This is a genomic window from Streptomyces sp. NPDC001822 (genome assembly GCF_042892135.1).
Taxonomy (GTDB): domain Bacteria; phylum Actinomycetota; class Actinomycetes; order Streptomycetales; family Streptomycetaceae; genus Streptomyces.
The window spans coordinates 46,883-67,669 of the sequence record NZ_JBIATW010000013.1 but is presented as its reverse complement, the minus strand read 5'-3'; the positions used below and the strand labels follow the sequence as shown (position 1 = coordinate 67,669).

The window sequence follows — 20,787 nt, the reverse complement described above, 5'->3', positions numbered from 1 at the left end:
TCACGCGGACGGATGGAGCGGGTTGTCGACGCTCCCGTGCACGGCCGCGTGCGGGCGGTCCGGCCGGTCCCGGTAGCCGTCCAGATGCAGACGGTTGCGGTTGAGGCACAGGCGCTCGATCGTCGGCGTCAGCATGTCGAAGATCTCGAAGCGCTCCTTGAGCTCGGGGAAGCGCGCGTGGTGCCGCAGGATCTCGGCCCGGACGAGCGCCCAGAATTCACCCTCCGGCACGTCGAGTTGTTCCTCGCAGAGCGGGGACAGATAGCGGAAGACGCCCACGAAGAGCCCCGAGTGGATGAACTGGGTGAGGAAGGAGGGTTCCTCGGTGAGCAGGATCTCCCGGACGTGCGGCGGCATCGTGTCGAGTTCGGGCAGCCGCCGGGCGCTGACGTTCACGTCGTCGACGAAGTCCTTGATGGCCAGGCGCACGGGTACGTCGTCCTCGTCGAAGACCACGATGGCGTTCTCGCCGTGCGGGGAGAACACCGTGCCGTAGCGGTAGAGGAAGTGCAGCAGCGGGGGCAGCAGCGCGGCGAACAGCCGGGTGAGCCAGGCCACCGGGGTCAGCCCCGACCGGGCGACGAGTTCGGCGGTGAAGGAGCGGCCGTCGGGGTCGGTGAGCAGCAGCGAGGCCAGCGTGCGGGCGCGCTCCCCGGCTGCCAGCCGTGGCTGCAGGGGCTCGCGCCAGATCGCCCCGAGGATCTCCTTGAACTGGTACGGCGATTCGGGGAGACGGTCGTAGAGCGGATGCTCCACGGTCACGGAGGCCACCTCCCCGAGCAGGACGACCCGACAGGTGTCGCGCAGGAACGGGTCGCCTTCGCACAGCCCCTGGACCCACGCGGTGACGGCGGGGGCGGCGAGGGTGCGTTCGGTGGGCAGGCCGCGCCAGACAAGGGTGTTGAGGATCGAGAGCGGGAGCTTGACCGTGTGCCGGTCGGGCCGTCCGACGTTGGTGAAGGTGCGGATGGACTGCTGCGGGAGGCGGAGGTCGTCGTCGGCGTGCAGGGGCACCACGGCGCCGTCGGCGATGGCGGGGGCGAAGAGCGGGACGATCCATTCGTCCCACTGCCACGGATGCACGGGCAGGAACAGGTAGTCCCCGGGGTCCAGGCCGCGTCCTCGCAGGATCGCGGCGAAGGAGTCCCGTACCTCCGGATCCAGTTCCTGGTCGTAGAGGACGTCCGGGGCCGCGAGGCTTCCCACCCCGCGGTATTGCGCTATGTGCGAGCTGACGGCGATCCAGGGCAGCGCGGTGGCCGAGCGCGCCTCGGGCGTGAAGCGCGCGGCGTCCGCGGCGGAGAAGCCGAGCCGTCCCTTGTTCGCCACGAGCCAGGGGTGTCCGGTCTGGTGGCCCTCCAGCTCGGCGTAGGGGAGTTCGGCCAGTTGCGCCGCACGGAGCGCGGTGCGGTCGATGCGGGCGTCGGCGACGAGCGTGGCCGTGAGCTCACGGATGAGGTGGGCGAGGGTGGCGCCGTCGAGCCCGAGCAGCCGTCGGCCGCGGGCGAGGAAGCCCAGCGGGTCGCGGAAGGGCGTGCCGTCGGCTCCGCCGGCCTTGACCTCGTGGATCGTCCCGGGGTCGACCCGCCAGCTGCCGTAGGCGCCCCGCCGGGCGTGGAAGGACAGGGTGCCGCCGTCGTCGAGGGTCAGGGTGTAGGTGCCGCCGTCCCGTCGGCCCTCGTACTCCTGCGGTGACGGCCGGACGACTTCCTCGTAGGCGAACTCACCGAGCATCTTCGCCAGGAGTGCCGAGGTCACCCGCTCCCAGCGCGTCCGGTCGAGTTCTGGGGTGTCGAGCGGTGTGTGGGGCGCCGCCGGGTGTGGGCTCGCGGGATATGTCGGCACGGGGACTCCTCCGGGTGGGACCGATGGGGTTCGAGCGGGCTGTGCGGTGCGGCGAGTGGTTCACAGGTGATCACGGTGGGCCCGGTCACGGATCATGAGCGCGGCCGGCTTGTCCGGGAGTTCCACTTCCGCGCAGAAGCGGAAGCCGGCGCTCAGGAACGCGGCGACGGACGGGGTGTTGCGCAGGTCCGGCTCCGCGACCACGCGGGCGCAGCGTGGGCGGTTGTCGAACACGAGGTCACAGACGGCCCTGAGCAGTACGGAGCCGATGCCCCGTCCGCGGTTGCCCACACCGCCGATGAGGAGGTGGACGCCCATGTCGTGGGGGCGGGAGGGATAGTGGCGGGCCAGCGGGTCCAGGTCCGCCCGGTAGATCTCCCAGTAGCTCATGGGGGTACCGTCCAGCACTCCGAGACAGGGGATGCTGCGGCCGTCTCCTTCCAGCTGGCGCCCGAGGTGGGTTCCGGTGACGGACTCGGGGCCGGACAGTTCCCAGAAGGCCGCGACCGCGGGATCGTTCATCCAGCGGCTGATGACGGAAAGGTCGCGCTGCGGTTCCACGGTGACCAGCCGGAACGTCCCGGCTGAGGTGGCGGCGGGGCTCCATGCGTCCGGGCTGCCCACGAGAGCGGCGCCGTCGGCCCGTTCGGCCGCCTTCGGAGAGACGTCACCGAGCAGTCCGAGGAGCTCTTCGGTGAGCCGCAGTTCGAGGGTGTCCTCGGTGCCGTCTCCGGTGTGCGCTTCGGCGTGATGCACGGTGACGCTCTCCTCTCGTGGGTTCAGTCGGTCATGTCTCTCAGGTGTTGAGGGGGTTGGCGATGGTGACGTACACGGACTGGGTGTCGACGGGCCCGACCAGTTCGTCGAGGCCGTGCATCCTCGTGAGCAGGTTGGCCTTGCAGCGCAGCTGTGCCGTGCCGAGCAGATAGGCGGGGAGGGAGGAGCCGAGCGTCACGGCGCTTTCGAGGAACCGCCGGAATGCGGCGAGGAGCAGCCGCTCGTCGGCGAGCCGCTGCGCGCCGAAGGCTCCGATCAGCCCGAACACGTTGTTGATGCCCAGGTAGTAGGCGAGACGCTCGTCCGTGACGGCGTCGGAGACGAACGTGTCGCTGACGGCGCCGATGCCGGGCAGCCTGGCTTCCAGCGCGGTGCGGTGGGACTCACGGAAGTAGTAGCCCTGATTATCACGGTATCTGCCGCCGACGGGCCAGCCGTCCCGGTCGAGGATCACGATCGTGTTCTGCTGATGGGCCTCCAGGGCGACGCCCGCGTGCGCGTCCAGCCAGAGGACGGGGAGGACCACTCGGTCGAGGTAGCGCAGGAACCACTCGGCGCAGACAGCCCCGGTCGTCCGGCCGGTACGGGCGGCGAGCGAGGACACCGCGGCCGCGAGCCGTGAATGGGTGCCCGGACGCCCGGGCCAGGGGCGGGGCGAGGTGAGCCCGGCGATGCACACCGCGTCGTCGGCCGGGCCGAACGGGTTGTGGCGCAGCATGACGTCGAGGCCGGGGACGGGCGTGCCGTCCGGATCGTCCACGGCCAGCCAGGCGGGGTCCCTGACGATGTCGAAGCCGGGGTGTGCGGCGTGCCACCGGTCGGCCAGCCCGGTGCGCAGCAGCCGGTGGACCTCTGCTCCGCGGTGGAGCTCCTTGCGGAGGTTCTCCCGCCGGGAGTTGGTGATGCGTACGCCGAGGGAGAGTTTCAGCATGAGGTCGGACCCCGGCCGGTACACCGTGCGCACCGAGGACGTGGGGTGCCAGTGGGCGCCGTGCGGACCGAGGACGTGCAGGAGCCCCTTCTCGCACAGGGCGGTGACCTCCGGGCGTCGCATGAGCTCCGCGGCCTGCCAGGGGTGGAGCGGCAGGGCCGTGGTGCCTTCGGGGAGGCGCAGGCCCTCGGTGTGGGGCGCGAGGAGCGCACGGGCCGTCACCGGCCGGCCCGCCTTCGTCCAGGAGGAGTCCGTGGCCAGTACGGAGCGGTCGGCGGCCATCCAGTGGAGCGGGAAGGAGCCGCGCAGCTCGGGTGAGTAGTGGACGGCCTCGGACTCGGAGAGGCCTTCGCGGCTCTTCGGCGTGGGGTGCAGGGGATGGCCGAGGACGAGGGACTGCTCACCGGTCAGGAACGGGCCGGCCTCGGACGGCGCGGTGGGTGTACGCCGCCGCTCCGCGATGAAGGTGGCCGTGTGCCGCACGGAGTCGGCCACCCTGGCCACCAGGTCGACGCCCGCGCTCCGCTCGCTCTCGCGCCCGAGGAGTGCGGCCACGGTGACGGCGTCCACGCCCGGGGTGCCGGCGGGCGCGTTCTCCAGGACCGGTGTGCCGAAGCGGTGCCAGCCGGTGTGGGACCAGTGGGTGACCGGGACGAGCAGGGCCGTGCCGCTCGCGGGGAGAGGGACGCGCAGGGTCGCCCCCAGCGGCCGGGGAAGGTCGTACTCCCGGGCCCAGCAGCGCAGCAGGTTCTCCGTGCCCGCGGAGTCGGCGGCCCGGAGCGGGTCCGGATGGTCCAGCGGGTCCGGATGGTCCAGCGGGTCCGGATGCTCGGCCTGACCGGCCTGGCAGGAGCGGCCCGCCGGACCGGAACCGGCCGGGGTGTCCGCTTTCGCGCGCGGGGTCCCGTGCGGACCGGCCTTCTGACGGGGCACGGTCGTCGACTCGACCGCGAGCGGGCCGTCCGGCAGTTCGTGTCCCCGCTGCTCGCGGGTGAGGGGGCCGTCGGCCTCGGGGGCGGGGGTGGGGTTCACGGCGGTCTTTCTTGTGAGGGGTCCGGGATCAGCGGGTCGGCCCGGCAGCGGCCCGGCGGTTCGGAGAGCGCTCGGCGGCGCTCAGCGCGTCCGCGAGGCGGTCGACGACCGCGGCCGCCTGCTCGTCGGTGAGGGTGAGTGGGGGGAGCAGCCGGACCACGGCGCCGTGGCGTCCGCCGAGTTCGACGATGAGGCCGCGCCGCAGGCATTCCTGCTGCACCGCGGCCGCGAGGGCGGGATCGGGCGGCGGGGCGGAGCCGCTCTCCGCGGTGACGGTGAGCGGTTCGGCCTCGGGGTCGACCAGCTCGATCCCGATCATCAGTCCGCGGCCCCGGACGTCACCGATGCTCGGATGGGCCGCGCCCAGCGCCTGGAGGCGGGCGAGCATGCGCGCTCCGAGCGTCCCGGCGCGCTCGGCGAGCCTGTTCTCCCGCACGTACGCGAGGGTGGCGGTGCCCGCCGCCATGGCCAGCTGGTTGCCCCGGAAGGTGCCGGCGTGGGCGCCGGGCTGCCAGAGGTCGAGGCCCGAACGGTAGACGATCACCGCGAGGGGGAGCGAGCCGCCGATGGCCTTCGACATGACCATCACGTCGGGCACGACGCCACTGTGCTCGACGGCCCAGAAGGCGCCGGTCCTGCCGACCCCCGTCTGCACCTCGTCGGCGATCAGCGCGATGGAGCGGTCCCGGGTGATCTCCCGCATCCGTCGCAGCCAGCCGTCGGGCGCGGGATTGACCCCGCCCTCGCCCTGGACCGGCTCCAGGATCATGCCCGCCGGAGCGGGCACCCCTCCCTTGGGGTCGTCCAGGAGGTACTCCGTCCAGTGCGCGGCGATGCCGGCACCCCGCTCCCCGCCGACGCCGAACGGGCAGCGGTAGGTGTGCGGGAAGGGCAGTCGGGTCACCCGGACGTCGGGGGCACCGCCCGACGCGCCCAGCGCTCCTGCCGTCATCCCGTGGTACGCGCCGGTGAAGGCGAGGAGTCCGCTGCGTCCGCTCGCCGCCCGCACCAGCTTGAACGCCGCCTCGACGGCGTCCGTACCCGCGGGACCGCAGAACTGGATCCGGGCGTCATCGGCCAACTCCCCCGGCAGGGTGGCGAACAGCTCGGTCGTGAACGCGTCCTTCACCGGGGTGGCGAGGTCGAGGACGTGCAGGGGCGCGCCGGAGTCGATGACCTTTCTGATCGCTTCGAGGACCACCGGGTGGTTGTGCCCGAGTGCCAGCGTGCCCGCCCCCGAGAGGCAGTCGAGATAGCGGCGCCCGTCCGCGCCCTCGATGGTCATGCCCCTCGCCCGGACCGGCACGATCGGCAGCGACCGCGCGTAGGTGCGTGCCGCCGACTCGCGCTGCGCCTGCCGCCGCAGGATCCCGTCGTGCGTGACGGGAGGTGCCACCGGAGCTGGTTGGGTCACGGCCACGGCTGTCGGTCCTCCTGCGGTAACAGTTGCGTCGCACCTCGGTGCGGTCCCCCGGGGGCGGACCGCGCCGATGAACGCCGTCCGGGTGTCCCCCGTACGTACCAACGACGCCGGACGCGGGAGATCACGGGTAAATCGGAAGATCCTTGCGCGCGGGGAACCGTGGACCTGCCGAGCGCCGTCCCCAACGGCACCGGCATAGTGGGGGCCGCACTCCGGACGGGGCCCTGCTCCGGCCTCCTCGGTGAGTTGCCGCGGTCACGCGGTACGCCGTGGCCCGCCCGAAGTCCGCGGTGCGGTAACGAAGTCAGTGACGAAGTCCCAGGGGGATCACCAGATGCGACCCATGCGCCCGACCGACACCGCACGCCGCGGGGGGAGCGTCCGCCGCACCCCCCGGGTGTTCGCCGCAGCCGCGCTCGCCGCTGCCCTGACCCTCACCGCGGCCGCCTGCGGTCCCGAGGACGACGGCGCCTCCGGCGAGCCGAGCGCTTCCGCGGGCCGGGCCGCCGACGGAAAGATCACCATCCCGGACGATCTGAAGGACCGTCTCAAGGAACACGGGATCGACCTCGACAAGTGGCGCGACGGCGAGTGGAAGAACTGGGACAAGGACACCTGGCTGCGTGAGGCCAAGGACTACGTCAACCCGGTCATCGAGGACCTGTGGGACCCGGACCGGATGCGGGAGGCGGACAAGCCCCCGGAGAATCCCGTCGCCAACGACCTCTCCGGCGACGCGGGCGTGACCGACCCGACCCCCGCCCCGGTGCGGGCGGCGGGCCTGGCGACGCCGTACCACGACAACGCCCCGGCGTCGGGCAAGCTGCTCTTCGACGGGCCCGAGGGCTCGATGGTGTGCTCGGCCACCGTGGTGCGGGACCCCGCCCGCCCCGGCCGGTCCAACATGGTGTGGACCGCGGGCCACTGTGTCCACGCGGGCAAGAACGGCGGCTGGTACCGCAACATCGCCTTCGTCCCGTCGTACAACGACAGCGGTCTCACGGGAGCCGGCCTGGAGAACGCGTCCCGGGAGCAGATGGCCCCGTACGGCGTGTGGTGGGGCCAGTGGGCGCAGACCTCCGAGCAGTGGATCGACCAGGGCGCGTCGACCGGCGGCCAGGGCGCTCCCTACGACTTCGCGGTCCTGCAGGTCGCCCCGGAGAAGGGTTCCACGGGCAAGTCCCTGGAGGAGACCGTCGGTTCGTCCCTGCCGGTCGACTTCAACGCCCCGGCGGTACCGGAGATCGACAGCATGACGGCCACCGGCTATCCGGCGGCGCCGCCGTTCGACGGCCAGAGCGCACTGCAGTGCACCGACCGCCCCGGCCGCCTCGCGGTCTTCGAGGACCAGCCCACGATGTACCGCATCGGCTGCACGATGACGGGCGGTTCGTCCGGCGGTGGCTGGGTCGCGAAGGGCCAGGACGGCAAGCCCGCCCTGGTGTCCAACACCTCGATCGGCCCCGTGACGGCGGGCTGGCTGGCGGGGCCCCGTCTCGGCCAGGAGGCCAAGGGCGTCTACGACTCCGTCAGCAAGAAGTACGCGGGTCGGTAGGGCCCGCCGGACGCACGAGGGCCGGGCTCCCGTACGGGAGCCCGGCCCTCGTGCGTCACAGGCGTCGTGTCAGTGGGCGACCGGTGCGAACATGCCCAGGTCGGCCCTGAGTTCCTCGTGGACCCGGGCCTTGAGCAGCGTGCCCTCCGGGGTGTGCTCCTCGGAGATCACCTCGCCCTCGGCGTGCACCCGGGAGACGAGCGCACCCTGGGTGTAGGGCACGAGTGCCTCGATCTCGACGGACGGCCTCGGCAGCTCGGCGTCGATGAGCGCGAGGAGCTCGTCGATTCCGGCACCGGTCCGCGCCGACACGGCGATCGCGTGCTTCTCGGCGCGCATCAGCCGCTGCAGCACCAGCGGGTCCGCCGCGTCCGCCTTGTTGATCACGACGATCTCGGGGACGTCGACCGCGCCGACCTCCCGGATCACCTCGCGCACGGCGGCGAGCTGCTCCTCGGGCACCGGGTGGGCGCCGTCCACCACGTGGAGGATCAGGTCGGACTCACCGACCTCCTCCATCGTGGACCGGAAGGCCTCCACGAGGTGGTGGGGAAGGTGGCGTACGAACCCGACGGTGTCGGCCAGGGTGTAGACCCGGCCGCTCGGGGTCTCGGCCCGGCGCACGGTCGGGTCCAGGGTGGCGAACAGTGCGTTCTCCACGAGGACTCCGGCACCGGTGAGCCGGTTGAGCAGCGAGGACTTGCCCGCGTTGGTGTATCCGGCGATCGCGACGGAGGGCACCTTGTTGCGCTTGCGCTCCTGACGCTTGATCTCGCGGCCGGTCTTCATCTCCGCGATCTCCCGGCGCATCTTCGCCATCTTCTCGCGGATACGGCGCCGGTCCGTCTCGATCTTGGTCTCACCGGGACCACGCGTGGCCATGCCGCCACCGCCGCTGGAACCGCCGCCGCCCATCTGACGGGACAGCGACTGACCCCAGCCGCGCAGCCGCGGCAGCATGTACTGCATCTGCGCCAGCGAGACCTGGGCCTTGCCCTCTCGGGACTTGGCGTGCTGGGCGAAGATGTCGAGGATCAGGGCGGTCCGGTCGACCACCTTCACCTTGACGACGTCTTCGAGATGGATCAGCTGGCCCGGGCTGAGCTCACCGTCGCACACGACGGTGTCGGCGCCGGACTCCAGCACGATGTCCCGCAGCTCCAGCGCCTTGCCGGATCCGATGTAGGTCGCCGGGTCGGGCTTGTCGCGGCGCTGGAACACCGCGTCGAGCACCTGTGCGCCCGCCGTCTCCGCGAGCGCCGCGAGCTCCGCAAGGGAGATCTCCGCGTCGTGGACCGTGCCCGAGGTCCAGACACCGACGAGCACGACGCGCTCCAGGCGCAGCTGCCGGTACTCGACCTCGGTGACGTCCTCGAGCTCGGTGGAGAGACCGGCCACACGGCGCAGGGCCGCGCGCTCGGAGCGGTCGAGCTGGTCGCCGTCCCGCTCTCCGTCGATCTCGTGGCTCCAGGCGACGTCCTCTTCCATCAGGGCGTCGGCCCGAAGGCCCTCGTTGAGGCTCTCGGATGCTGTTTCCGTGGCGCTCTGCGCGTCCTGCGCGTCCTGGGGAAGGGAAGAAGAGGAGGTCATTGGATCCTTACGTCGATAGAAGTCCGTTACGTCAGTCACAACGTGTGACGCCGCCGGAAGATTCCCGCGAGGGGTGCTCACCGGCCGGCCGCCGTGCCGACCCGTCGATACTGGCATGTCCGCGCCGGGCCCGTCACGCGGGTTTCGTTGCCCTCGCCGGGCTCTGCCCGTCCGCCGCGTTCCGGGGCTTCTCACTGCGCCACTCCGGGTGGCCGGGCATCGGCGGGGTCTTCTCGCCGTACAGCCAGCCGTCGAAGAACGCCGTGAGGTCCCGGCCGGCGATCCCCGACGCCAGGTCGGTGAACTGGCGGGTGGTCGCCGATCCGTCGCGGTGTGCACGGACCCAGGTCCGCTCCAGACGGTCGAACGCGGCCCTGCCGATCTCCTCCCGCAGGGCGTACAGGATGAGCGCGCTGCCGTCGTAGACGACCGGCCTGAACAGACTGATCTTGTGGTCGGGGGACGGGACGTCGGGGTGGGCCGGGGGGCCGCCCGCGGCCCGCCACGCGTCGGAGCGCGCGTAGGCGTCCTTCATCCGTCGCTCCAGCGGTTTGCCCGCGTGTTCCTCTGCGTAGCGCGCCTCGTACCAGGTGGCGTGTCCCTCGTTGAGCCACAGGTCCGACCAGGAGCGGGGCGAGACGCTGTTGCCGAACCACTGGTGGGCGAGTTCGTGGACCATGACGGAGTCGACGTACCACTCCGGGTAGCCGGTGCCGGTGAACAGGGAGCGCTCGAAGAGCGAGAGCGTCTGCGTCTCCAGCTCGAACCCCGTCTCGGTGTCGGCGACGAGGAGTCCGTACGTCTCGAACGGATACGGGCCGACCTGCTTCTCCATCCAGGTCAGCTGCCCGGGCGTCTTCTTCAGCCACGGCTCCAGCTTCGCGCGGTCGGCCCTGGGCACCACGTCGCGTACGGGAAGACCGTGCGGCCCGGTGCGCCGCAGCACGGCGGAGCGGCCGATGGACACCTGCGCGAGCTCCGTGGCCATGGGGTGCCGGGTGCGGTAGGTCCAGGTCGTGGCACCCGCGTGATGCCGCTTGCCTGCCGGCAGTCCTCCCGCCACCACCGTGAGGTCGTCCGGCGCGGTCACGCGGAAGGTGAAGTACGCCTTGTCGGCGGGGTGGTCGTTGGCGGGGAAGACCCGGTGCGCGGCATCGGCCTGGTTGGCCATGGCGAGGCCGTCGGCGGTCGGGACCCAGCCTCCGTTCGCCTTCTCCCCCGAGGGGTCGCTCGTGTGCCGCACGGTGATCCGCACGTGCGCTCCGGAGGACAGCCGGACGGGTGCCCGGACGACCAGGTCCTCCCGCGCGGTGGCGAAGTCGGCGTTCGTTCCGTCGACCTCGACGGAGCGCACGGTACCCCGCGCGAAGTCGAGGTTGATGCGCTCCAGCGGCGCGGTGGTGCGGGCGTCGATGGTCGTGACCGCTTCGAGGGGCTTGGTGTTGGCGCCCTTGTAGGTGAGCGCGATGTCGTACGAGAGGACGTCGTAGCCCGGGTTGCCCAGGTACGGGAACAGGCGGTCGCCGATGCCCAGCGGTTCGGGTGCGGGCAGGGTGGCGGCGACGAGGGAGAGCGAAGCGGTGGCCAGCAGAGCGGCGCGCAGTCGGCGCGAGGTGAGCGGCATGGACTACGGCTATCAGCGCGCGCCGTCCGGACGGGTGGTGCCGCGCGCCGCACCACCCGAACGGGTCGCGGCACCCGGCAGGGTGGCGGCGGCCGCGCGGTCAGCCGGTGGCCGCGGGCTGCTGGGCGCGGCTGACGTCGTACACACCGGGCACGTCGCGCATCGCCCGCATGAGCCCGGGCAGTCCCGCCGCGTCGGGAAGCTGGAGGGTGTACGTGTGCCGCACGCGCTGTTCGCTCGGCGGTTCGACGGTCGCCGCGACGATGGCCGCGTCCGCCGCCGCGATGGCCTCGGTGAGGTCGGCGAGCAGCCGGGGCCGTCCGAAGGACTCGGCGACGAGGGTGACCCGGTAGTCCGCGCTCCGGCTCCACTCCCCCGGGTCGTTCCAGCGGGCTCCGACGGCCGGCCGGCCGAGCGCGCGCATACGGGCGACCGCCGGGCACTCGTCCCGGTGCACGGTGACGGCGCCGCCCCGCACGGTGAATCCGACGATGGCGTCGGGCGGCACGGGCGTACAGCAGCCGGCGAGCCGGACCGCCGCGCCCGGCTTGTCGACGAGCACGCTCGGGTCCCGGCCGGACACCTTCCCCCTGCCGTTCCCCGCGTCCTCGGCGGGCTGCGCCTGCGGTCTCGGCGCGTCGGGGCTCTTGTGGAGGCCCGGCCCACCGTCCGGATGGGTGTCCAGCCACGCCGTGATCGCGATACGGGCACCCGGGGTGCGCACATGGTCGAGCCACTCGGGCGACGGGCCGGAGGAGCCGTCCTGGGCGATCAGCAGCTGCACGGTGTCGCCGTCGTTCAGCACGGTGCTGAGCGTGGCCAGACGCCCGTTGACGCGGGCGCCGATACAGCCGTGCGCCTCCTCGCCGTACTGCGCGTAGGCGGCGTCGACGCAGCTGGCGCCCGCCGGCAGCCCGAGGGTGCCTCCGTCGGTGCGGAAGACCGTGATCTCCCGGTCCTGGGCCAGGTCGGCGCGGAGCGTGGTCCAGAACTGGTCGGAGTCGGTCGCGGATTCCTGCCAGTCCAGGAGGCGGGAGAGCCAGCCCGGCCGGGTGGGGTCGGCGCGCTCGCCGTCGGCGGGCTCCGCCTGGTGCGCGCCGCCGGTGCCGTCCTGGGTGTACGGGTTGCCGAGGGCGACGACCCCCGCCTCGGCGACCTTGTGCATTCGGTGGGTGCGGATGAGGACCTCGGCGACGGCCCCCTCGGCACCGACGACCGCGGTGTGCAGCGACTGGTAGAGGTTGAACTTGGGAGCCGCGATGAAGTCCTTGAACTCGGAGATCACGGGGGTGAAGCAGGTGTGCAGTTCACCGAGGACCGCGTAGCAGTCGGCGTCCTCACCGACCAGCACCAGGAGCCGGCCGAAGTCGGTGCCGCTCATCTCCCCGCGTTTGGCCCTCACGCGGTGCACCGAGACGAAGTGGCGCGGCCTGATGAGCACTTCGGCACTGATGCCCGCGTCCCGCAGGGTCGAGCGGACGCGGTCGGCGATCTCGGTCAGCGGATCCTGCGCCCCCTCCCACGCGGTGATCAGGGCACGGGTGCTCTCGTACTCGACGGGATGGAGGATCGCGAAGACGAGGTCCTCCAGCTCCGTCTTGAGCGCCTGCACGCCCAGGCGTTCCGCGAGCGGGATGAGCACCTCGTGGGTGACCTTGGCGATCCTGACCTGTTTCTCCGGGCGCATGACACCGAGGGTCCGCATGTTGTGCAGCCGGTCGGCGAGTTTGATCGACATGACCCGGACGTCGTTGCCGGTGGCCACGAGCATCTTGCGGAAGGTCTCGGGCTCGGCGGCGGCCCCGTAGTCGACCTTCTCGAGCTTGGTGACGCCGTCGACCAGATAGCAGACCTCGTCGCCGAACTCCTGCCGCACCTGATCGAGAGTCACCTCGGTGTCCTCGACCGTGTCGTGCAGCAGTGACGCCGTCAGGGTCGTCGTCTCGGCTCCGAGTTCGGCCAGGATCAGGGTGACCGCGAGCGGATGCGTGATGTAGGGCTCACCGCTCTTGCGCATCTGGCCGCGGTGCGAGGACTCGGCGAGCACGTAGGCCTTGCGCAGAATGGCCAGGTCGGCGTCCGGATAGTGCGCGCGGTGCGCCTCCGCCACATGGCCGATGGCGTCGGGAAGACGGTCACGGGAGACGGGCCCGAGCAGGGCGACCCGGCCCAGCCTGCGCAGGTCGATCCGCGCACGACCGCGCTTGCGTAGGGGAGCACCTGGATTGGCGGCCTCTGCGCTCATGGGGCACCTCCGGCGAACGTCGACCGGCGGGCAAGGGATGCGGATACACCCCCGGGCCGGTGCTTGATGCTATCGACCCCACCACGTGGCGCAGTCCAGCTCTCGCCCAGCGTGAAACGGATCACCCATTCGAGCGAAGCTCTAACCGATCATCGTTTCGAGCCACGCGGCGTCGATCACACCCTCGGCGACGATGACAGCGGGGCCCGTCATGTCGATCCCGCCATCGGGGTGTTCGGTGATCACCAGCGTCCCCCCGGGGAGGTCAACGGTGTACGTCGCAGGGGCTCCCGTCAGCGCGGGGTCCACACCGTCCCTGCGCGCGGCGGCGACGGCCACGGCGCAGGCGCCCGTGCCGCAGGACCGGGTCTCGCCGGAGCCGCGCTCGTGGACGCGCATCGCGACGTGCCGGGGTCCGCGGTCCGCGACGAACTCGATGTTGACCCCGTCCGGGTAGACGGACTGCGGGCTGAACGGCGGTACGGAGTACAGGTTCCCGGCGTGGTCCAGGTCCTCGACGAACGCGACGGCGTGCGGGTTGCCCATGTTCACGTTGCGCGCGGCCCAGCTGCGGCCGTCCACCGTGACCGTGACTCCGTCGTCCGGGAGCACCGCACTTCCCATGGAGACCGTGACGTCGCCGTCCTTGGCGATGTGAACCCGCTTGACCCCGCCCCGGGTCGCGACGGCGAGATCGCCCTCGGCGGCGAGACCCGCGCGCTGGAGGTAGCGGGCGAAGACGCGGACGCCGTTGCCGCACATCTCGGCGACCGACCCGTCGGAGTTGCGGTAGTCCATGAACCACTCCGCCTGCTCCGCCATGCTCTCGGCGTCGGGGTGCGCCGCGGAGCGCACGACGTGCAGCAGCCCGTCACCGCCGATGCCGGCCCTGCGGTCGCACAGCCGGGCCACGAGGGAGACCGGCAGGTCGAGGGCGTTGTCGGGGTCGGGGACGATCACGAAGTCGTTCTCGGTGCCGTGGCCCTTGAGGAAGGCGATCTGCGATGTGCTCACGAGTCAACTGTACGAGGCTCCGACGGGTGTCCGCCGGACCGGGCTCCCGCTTCCGGCGGCGGGCCTCTCCGCGGAGTCTCAGCGCAGGCGTGCCACGCGCCAGACCGCCAGGGCGACCAGCGCCGCGCAGAGAGCGACGTACAGCGCGATCGCCCGCCAGTCGGGGCGCTCTGCCGGGCCCCGGGGAGTCAGGCCGGGCCAGGTGTACCCGACGCGGCGTGCCGCCATCATGCCCCAGCCCGCCGCGCAGCAGCTGATCAGCAGCCCCAGCATCGCGACCACGGCGCCGCCGCCGCCGAACTCGAAGGCGAGCGGGAACGCGAACATCAGGGATCCTGCCGCCGCCAGCCCCACGATCGGCGCGAGCTGCCAGATCCGCAGCCTGCGGGCCGGGCGGAGCTCGACCTCGACCTCGGGGGCCACGTCGTGTTCGTCGGGCCCGTCAGGGCTCAGGCTCCCTGCGCCGTGCTGCGTACCCGGTACATCCTGGTCTGTGTCGCGGGGGCCGGCTTCCATCGCCACGCGCCCTCCCAACTCGGACTCCACTGGTCGATCGATGCTCGATGATGGCACGCTCCAGGGCGCCGAAATGACTGGCGGGGCGTCCCGATGCCATCACGTGATCAGGCTGTTATAGCCCTGCTCCAGGGTTTACGCAGGTCAAAAGCCTGCTGCTGGGCGGTGAGTCAACGGGGGGTCAGCGATAGCCCCAGGTCAGCGCCGGATTGACCGGCCGTGACCAGCCCGGAGGAGGAACCGCCTCAATCATGTCGAACAGGCTTGCGCGGGGTTCGGGCGGCTTCTCCAGGCCCCGCGAGTGCCGACACGGCAGGGCCCAGGGCGGTGCGCACATCGCGTACGACGTCCGCCAGCAGGGGCTCCGAGCCGGCGCTGAGGTGGAAATGCCCCCCGTCGAACAGTCGCGTCCCCAGATACGTGGTCGTCCGGTCCGCCCAGGGGGTCAGCCGGTCCGGCGGCGCGAACTCGTCGTGACGTCCGCCGAACACCGACAACGGAACGTCCAGAGGGTCGGTGGCGTCCGACCGCCAGGTCTCCACCAGACGCAGGTCGGTCCGGATGAGCGGGCCGAAGATCCGCCACAGCAGCGGGTCACCCAGCAGGTGTTCCGAGGTCCCACCCAACTCCGCTATGTGGCGCAGCAGTTCCTCGTCTCCGGCGGTGTGGCGCTGCACGCCGCTCGGCTCGCTCGGCGCTCGGCAGGAGGAGACACCGAGCCAGACCGGCGGTTCGAGTCCCTCCTCGATCAGCCGGCGTGTCAGCTCGAAGGCGACGATGGCGCCCATGCTGTGCCCGAAGAAGGCGTAAGGGACGTCCAGTCCGGGCCGGATGGCCGCGAGGAAGTGCCCCACGAGGTGTTCCAGGTCGTCGAGGGGCGGCTGTCCCATGAGCGAGCCGTGTCCGGGCGCGTCGAGCGCCCGCAGGTCCCATGTGGGCGGAAGGAAGCGGGGCCACGCCCGGTAGAGGCTGCTCGATCCCCCGGCGTGGTGAAAGGCGAACAGCCGGACCTCGGTGTCGTCGTGCGTCTTGCTGCCGTTCAAGGCGGTGTTCCCCGCTGGATGGCCCCGTGCCGGGGGCGGTGTGCATGAGGTAGGCCGGCGTCGCCGTGTCCAAGGGGCGCGCTGCAGCCGGTCCATCGGTGTGGCCCGGCCGCACGTCGCCATGGCTTCGGTGAGCACGGTGATGTCTCCGGGGCCGCTCCGGACGTCGTCCCGGTGACAAGGTGTTCACCGGCCGGGTGGCCCCGTCACCGGCCGGATCTGCCGTCCGGTGACACGGCTCGCGGCGGCTACGGCATCTTCTGGACCGTCTTGACGAAGCGTCCGAAGTCGTCGACCTCGGGGGTGCCGAGCGTGTTGACGAATCGGCGCACGAGCTTGTCCAGTGCCTCGTAGGCCTCGGTGTGGTCGTGGCCCACCCTGTCGACGACCTTCAACGCGAGCCGCCAGTAGCCGTCGTAGACGCCGTCGAGCGGCATCTGGAAGGTGGACAGGACGTCCTTGGCCCGCGAGAGGGTCTTGGCCCCCGCTCGCCCCAGGGACTCCTCGATCACCCGCGAGTAGAACGCGAAGTGCCGGGCCTCGTCCCTGGCCATGAGGCGCAGCAACTGCTGCAGTACCGGCTCGCTCAGCGCGGCCCGGTAGTGCTGGTAGAAGAGCTGGGTGGCCTTCTCCTGCATGAAGAGGTAGAGGAACGCCTCCAGCGGGTCCTCGTAGTCCATGGAGAAGGGCTGCCGCCCGACCTCGGCGAGGTCGTCGGCCAGACTCTTCTCGTCCGCCATCTCCGACACCAGCTGGTACTCGCTCAGGGCCGACGCGTGCTTTTCCTCGTCGTTCGCCCAGGCGAACAGGAAGCGCGCGTACTCCCGGTTCCGGTGATATGTCGCCGTGCTTATGTCGCCCGTCGTGGGGAACGCCGACAGGTTGAAGCTCAGGAACGCGGGGATGTGGTCCTCTACATACGTGATGAACCGCACGATCGAGCGGTCGTCGTCCGTGAGTTCCTCCGGTCGGACTTCGGACCAGTTCACGTCCGACAGCGACCAGGGGTGCTCGGCTGTCCGCCGAACGGTGGTCACCGCCGACCGGCGAATGACCTCGATCTCCGACTCGGTGATCTCGGCTTCCGCGGCGTCGCGTTCGGCCGTCGCCTTGTCCGTCAACATGTGCTTGGTGTCCTCATTCGGTGAAGTGCCCGGCATATCGTGGGCCGCCGGGTCGCCGGCCCACGGCGGCGTTTGCTACGCCTTGGCCGCGAGCGCGGCGGAAAGGCCGTCCACGAGGTCGCCGACGGTCTTGGCGCCGAAGACGGTCGCGTCGTCGAACTGCACGCCGCATTCCTTCTCCAGGCCGGCGGCGACACGTACCAGGTTCAGTGAGTCGATCTCGGGCAGCTCGCGCAGCACGTCCGACTCCTGCAGCACGCGGCCGGTGAGCGGCAGCACGGTTGCGAGCTGCGTCGCCACCAGGGCCATGATCTCGTCCCGGTTCCTCATGATTCCAACCTTTTCGTTCGTGATCGATATGTGGTTGCGGTCGACCAGCCGAAACGTTTCTCCTGCCGGAGGAGGGCGGTTCGGGCCAGACTTGCTCTCCGGTGCACCTCGCTGGAGGGCCTTCGGAGCGGGGGTGGGTGCGCAGCGTGATGGAGCACTGTCCGTCGTGTGCCGCGTCGGCGCCCAGCGGCTTCCCGTGGTGCCGGGCACCTACGGGTGAGGACCACTGCCGCCCTGGTCAGGTCGCGGAAGCGACGAGCTGTCGCACCTCGTTGCGCCGCCATTTGCCACTTGTGGTGCGGGGAAGCCTGCCGGGCCGCACAAGATGCACGCGGATCGCGGACAGGCCGAGTTCCGCCGCCACCCTCAGCCGGATCTCCTCGGCCAGTTCCTGGTGCGCTTGCTTCGTCTCGGCCACGACGGTCAGGTGCTCCGCGTCGTCGGGCACGGCTACGCAGCGTCCCCGGTAGATCCCGGGGAGGTCGCACACGACGGCCTCGACGTCCTGGGCGAAGAAGTTCTTGCCCTTGACGATCACCATGTCCTTGATCCGGCCGGCCACGTAGAGCCGGTCCTGGTGGCGGAACCCGAGGTCGCCGGTCTTCAGCCAGCCGCCGTCGAAGAGCGCCTCGGTGGCGCCCGGGGAGCGGTAGTAGCCCTCGGTGACCCCTTGCCCCCGGATCTGGATCTCCGCGAGCTGCCCGTCGGCGGCCGGCTCACCGGACCGCGTGCGCAGGCGCAGTTCCAGGCCCTCGACAGGGCGCCCCACCGCCACCACCGGTTTGGCCTCGGGGTCGGCCGCGTCCACCAGGCGCACCTCTTCCTCACCGGCCAGGAGGGTGCGGTCGACGTGCAGGATCCGGGGGGCCTCACCCGGTTCGGGGAAGGTCACCGCCAAGGTGGCCTCGGCCATCCCGTACACCGGGAACATCGTCTCGGGGCGGACTCCCGCCGGCTTCAGACGTTCCATGAAGGCCGTGACCGTCGCCGCCGAGACGGGCTCGGAGCCATTGAAGGCGAATCGCCAGCTGCTCAGGTCCAGCTCGGCGACAGCCTTGTCGTCCATGGACTGGATCATCAGGTTGTAGCCGAAATCGGGCCCGCAGGTCACAGTGCCGCGATGCGCCGCGAAGTATTCCAAGAACCTCGCGGGGCGCCGGATGAAGCCGCCGGGACTGAAGGTATGAGTGGTCGCGCCGTGTGTCAGATAGGCCAGCCAGCCGAACAGCCCCATGTCGTGGAAGTGCGGGACCCACTGGATGAACACGTCGTCCGGCGTGATGTCCGCGGCGACACCTATGGAACGCAGTCCCGCCGCCACGGTGCGGTGCCGCAGCACCACACCCTTGGGCTGGGCGGTACTGCCCGAGGTGTACTGGACGATGGCGATGTCGTCCGGCGACACGTCGGGCAGTCCGGGCGTCGGACCTCCGGCAGGTACCTCGTCCGTCGGGAGACGCAGCACGGTGGTGCCGGGGCGGGCGGCTCGCACGAGGTCACCCAGCTCCGCCTGGGACGCGTCCACCAGCAGGTATCTCATCTCGGCGGAGTCCACGAACCCGGTCACGTGCCGAGCGGCGGATTCGAGGTCTCGCATCATCGGCGGGATCGGCAGCAGACTGACCGCCGCCCCGGCGCAGGTGGCTGCGAGGACACCTGTGAGGACCTGGGGTCCGGTTGCGGACAGCAGCCCCACCACGTCGCCTGTGCCCACGCCGGCCCGCAAGAGCTCTGCGGCGAACCGCTCGGCGTTCCAGGCGAGTTGTCGGACCGTCAGCTCTCTATCCAGTTCGGGAAAGGCCAGCCGTCTCTCGGGCCACTTCTCCACACAGTCACGCAGAGCTTCGGCCAGTGTGGCCGCAGTGAATGTCACGATTGTTCCTTACGGGTGCCGGGCAGCTCGTACGACGCGGCCTGATTCGGCGAAGTTCAGCTCGAGTTGGGGCGGGCAGGGCAACGCCCCCGAAGTCCCGCCATCCGAAATGTCCGAGGACGGCTTCGGCGTGCGCCAAGGACGTGCACCCCGGACATCGGGACGTCGTCCGCTCAGCCGCCTGCCACGTCCGGACCATACTATTGATTGTCGTCTCAAGTAACATCGACCACATGCGCGATGGGGTCGGCAAGAGTGACGGCTCATCAAATAGTGCTGAATTGAGTCGACTTGCCTGACATCATCTGACTTTGATCAGCGTGACACGACTTGACCGACCCGGCCCGCATCGCCCCCACGTGGTTAGCACACGGCACAACTGGCCCCAGCGGACGACTGATTGAGATCCGGACGGTCAGCATCGGGTGCGAGGTCTTGGATCGAGACCGCCGGCATCAACCTGACATTCAGTCACACTGCTTCGCACTGTGGGCATTGGATGCCATTGAGGCCGGCTCACCGCACCGCGCACGTTCCGGACCAGTCGTCGGGCACCCGTCACGCCCGGCCGCTCCCCGGACGCGCCCCCGGCTTGCCGAACCGCCGGGCCCGCCGGCCCACGCCGGGCGCGGACCGGGCAGTCGCGGCGGCCGGTACCCGTCGGCCCGGACACCCCTGGCATCGACGCCACACCCTCTGGCTCCTGAAACAGAGCCCGGGCCGCCACCCGTCCGAGTGCCCCACCCCTGGAGCCGCAGACCGCTGGCCCGTCCGGACGAGGGCTACAACACCTCGCCCACGCCGCGCAGGCCAAAAATCACGCGAGGCAGGTGATCCCTCGTCGCGCCATCAGGCTTCGATCATTCGTTCGACCAACGACATCGCTCGCTGCGGAAGTTCTCCCCGGTGTTCTTCGGCGCCATTCAGCCACGTGACACGCGGGTCGCGCCGGAACCACGAGTCCTGGCGGCGCGCGAAGCGCTTGGTGGCGCGCACGGTCTCGTTGCGCGCCTCTTCCTCGTCGCACTCCCCCGCGAGCGCCCCGAGCACCTGCTGGTAGCCGAGGGCCCGGGACGCCGTGCGTCCCCCGCGCAGTCCGAGGGCTTCGAGCGCGCGCACCTCGTCGACCAGGCCCGCCTCCCACATCCGGTCGACCCGGGCGGTGATCCGCCCGTCAAGCTCGGGGCGTCCGACGTCCACACCGATCTGGATGGCGTCGTACACCGCCTCGTCGCCCGGAAGGTTGGCCGTGAAGGGCTTGCCCGTGATCTCGATGACCTCCAGCGCGCGGACGATCCGCCGCCCGTTGCCGGGCAGGATGGCGTGCGCGGCCGCAGGGTCCGCCGCCGCCAGCCGGGCGTGCAGGGCGCCGGAGCCCTCTTCCGTCAGCTCCTGCTCGAGCCTGGCCCGCACCTCGGGGTCCGTGCCGGGGAACTCCAGGGCGTCGATCGCGCCCTTCACGTAGAGACCGGAGCCGCCGACCAGGACCGGGGTGCGGCCCGCCGCCAGCAGCCGGTCGATCACGATGCGGGCGAGGCGCTGGTATTCGGCCACACTCGCGGCCTCTGTGACGTCCCAGACGTCCAGCAGGTGGTGGGGTACGCCGTCGCGTTCGTCCAGGGTCAGCTTCGCCGTGCCGATGTCCATGCCCCGGTAGAGCTGCATGGAGTCGGCGTTGACCACCTCACCGCCGAGCTGCTGGGCGAGGAAGACGCCCAGATCGGATTTTCCGGCCGCCGTGGGGCCGACGACGGTGATGACGCGGGGGGCGGGAGCTGATCTTCTCACCGGGACAGTCTCCCAAACTCCACGGACCGCACCGACCGCCCGAGGAGGCGTTCCCGGCCGCGCGCACGAGCCGCGTC

15 protein-coding genes are annotated in these 20,787 nt (G+C 71.1%); 1 reads left to right on the top strand and 14 read right to left on the bottom strand.

Features of this window, described 5'->3' with window-relative positions; all coding sequences use genetic code 11:
• Genes ACFYY2_RS26485 through ACFYY2_RS26470 form a run of 4 tightly spaced genes read right to left on the bottom strand, consistent with a single transcriptional unit; the run spans nt 1 to nt 6,005 of the window.
• Complete coding sequence (locus tag ACFYY2_RS26485; RefSeq protein ID WP_388747274.1) at nt 1–1,845, bottom strand: IucA/IucC family protein; 1,845 nt, start codon at nt 1,843–1,845, stop codon at nt 1–3.
• Nucleotides 1,846–1,905: 60 nt separating this feature from the next.
• Nucleotides 1,906–2,601 (bottom strand): GNAT family N-acetyltransferase, encoded by a 696-nt coding sequence (locus tag ACFYY2_RS26480; protein ID WP_388747271.1) that lies wholly within the window; start codon nt 2,599–2,601, stop codon nt 1,906–1,908.
• Nucleotides 2,602–2,641: 40 nt separating this feature from the next.
• A complete protein-coding gene (locus tag ACFYY2_RS26475) occupies nt 2,642–4,585 on the bottom strand; it encodes an IucA/IucC family protein (RefSeq protein WP_388747268.1) in 1,944 nt (647 codons plus the stop codon).
• 28 nt (nt 4,586–4,613) lie between these two features.
• Nucleotides 4,614–6,005, bottom strand: coding sequence for a diaminobutyrate--2-oxoglutarate transaminase family protein (locus ACFYY2_RS26470; RefSeq protein WP_388747265.1), 1,392 nt, complete (start codon nt 6,003–6,005; stop codon nt 4,614–4,616).
• A 346-nt stretch (nt 6,006–6,351) separates the two neighbouring features.
• On the opposite strand from ACFYY2_RS26470, the gene ACFYY2_RS26465 reads away from it, so the two are divergent.
• Nucleotides 6,352–7,563 (top strand): trypsin-like serine peptidase, encoded by a 1,212-nt coding sequence (locus ACFYY2_RS26465; protein WP_388747597.1) that lies wholly within the window; start codon nt 6,352–6,354, stop codon nt 7,561–7,563.
• Between the two features lie 69 nt (nt 7,564–7,632).
• Here the strand turns inward: ACFYY2_RS26465 and hflX are convergent, their stop codons facing one another.
• The 10 genes from hflX to miaA all read right to left on the bottom strand — a co-directional run bounded on the left by hflX (nt 7,633) and on the right by miaA (nt 20,710).
• Nucleotides 7,633–9,153, bottom strand: coding sequence for a GTPase HflX (hflX, locus tag ACFYY2_RS26460; protein ID WP_388747262.1), 1,521 nt, complete (start codon nt 9,151–9,153; stop codon nt 7,633–7,635).
• A gap of 133 nt (nt 9,154–9,286) precedes the next feature.
• The gene (locus tag ACFYY2_RS26455) at nt 9,287–10,777 is read right to left on the bottom strand and encodes a M1 family metallopeptidase (RefSeq protein WP_388747259.1); all 1,491 of its coding nucleotides are present in this window, start codon (nt 10,775–10,777) and stop codon (nt 9,287–9,289) included.
• A gap of 100 nt (nt 10,778–10,877) precedes the next feature.
• The gene (locus tag ACFYY2_RS26450; protein ID WP_388747255.1) at nt 10,878–13,022 is read right to left on the bottom strand and encodes a RelA/SpoT family protein; all 2,145 of its coding nucleotides are present in this window, start codon (nt 13,020–13,022) and stop codon (nt 10,878–10,880) included.
• 141 nt (nt 13,023–13,163) lie between these two features.
• Nucleotides 13,164–14,036: a diaminopimelate epimerase gene (gene dapF, locus ACFYY2_RS26445; RefSeq protein WP_388747251.1), complete on the bottom strand. Its 873-nt coding sequence runs from the start codon at nt 14,034–14,036 to the stop codon at nt 13,164–13,166.
• A gap of 78 nt (nt 14,037–14,114) precedes the next feature.
• A complete protein-coding gene (locus tag ACFYY2_RS26440) occupies nt 14,115–14,552 on the bottom strand; it encodes a hypothetical protein (protein ID WP_388747594.1) in 438 nt (145 codons plus the stop codon).
• A gap of 245 nt (nt 14,553–14,797) precedes the next feature.
• Entirely contained in the window at nt 14,798–15,595 is a 798-nt protein-coding gene (locus ACFYY2_RS26435) for a thioesterase II family protein (RefSeq protein ID WP_388747248.1), read from the bottom strand.
• A gap of 248 nt (nt 15,596–15,843) precedes the next feature.
• Nucleotides 15,844–16,719: an acyl-ACP desaturase gene (locus ACFYY2_RS26430; RefSeq protein ID WP_388747245.1), complete on the bottom strand. Its 876-nt coding sequence runs from the start codon at nt 16,717–16,719 to the stop codon at nt 15,844–15,846.
• 75 nt (nt 16,720–16,794) lie between these two features.
• Entirely contained in the window at nt 16,795–17,049 is a 255-nt protein-coding gene (locus tag ACFYY2_RS26425) for an acyl carrier protein (RefSeq protein ID WP_388747242.1), read from the bottom strand.
• A 238-nt stretch (nt 17,050–17,287) separates the two neighbouring features.
• Nucleotides 17,288–18,922 (bottom strand): AMP-binding protein, encoded by a 1,635-nt coding sequence (locus tag ACFYY2_RS26420; RefSeq protein WP_388747240.1) that lies wholly within the window; start codon nt 18,920–18,922, stop codon nt 17,288–17,290.
• Between the two features lie 849 nt (nt 18,923–19,771).
• On the bottom strand, nt 19,772–20,710 hold the full coding sequence (miaA, locus tag ACFYY2_RS26415; RefSeq protein ID WP_388747237.1) for a tRNA (adenosine(37)-N6)-dimethylallyltransferase MiaA: 939 nt from the start codon (nt 20,708–20,710) through the stop codon (nt 19,772–19,774).
• Between the last annotated feature and the right edge of the window lie 77 nt (nt 20,711–20,787).

Bases quoted from the DNA above. Each gene is read 5' to 3' on its own strand.
- ACFYY2_RS26465 (WP_388747597.1), top strand. From the start codon at position 6,352: ATGCGCCCGACCGACACCGCACGCCGCGGGGGGAGCGTCCGCCGCACC.
- hflX (WP_388747262.1), bottom strand. From the start codon at position 9,153: ATGACCTCCTCTTCTTCCCTTCCCCAGGACGCGCAGGACGCGCAGAGC.
- ACFYY2_RS26455 (WP_388747259.1), bottom strand. From the start codon at position 10,777: ATGCCGCTCACCTCGCGCCGACTGCGCGCCGCTCTGCTGGCCACCGCT.
- ACFYY2_RS26450 (WP_388747255.1), bottom strand. From the start codon at position 13,022: ATGAGCGCAGAGGCCGCCAATCCAGGTGCTCCCCTACGCAAGCGCGGT.
- ACFYY2_RS26440 (WP_388747594.1), bottom strand. From the start codon at position 14,552: ATGGAAGCCGGCCCCCGCGACACAGACCAGGATGTACCGGGTACGCAG.
- ACFYY2_RS26430 (WP_388747245.1), bottom strand. From the start codon at position 16,719: ATGTTGACGGACAAGGCGACGGCCGAACGCGACGCCGCGGAAGCCGAG.
- ACFYY2_RS26425 (WP_388747242.1), bottom strand. From the start codon at position 17,049: ATGAGGAACCGGGACGAGATCATGGCCCTGGTGGCGACGCAGCTCGCA.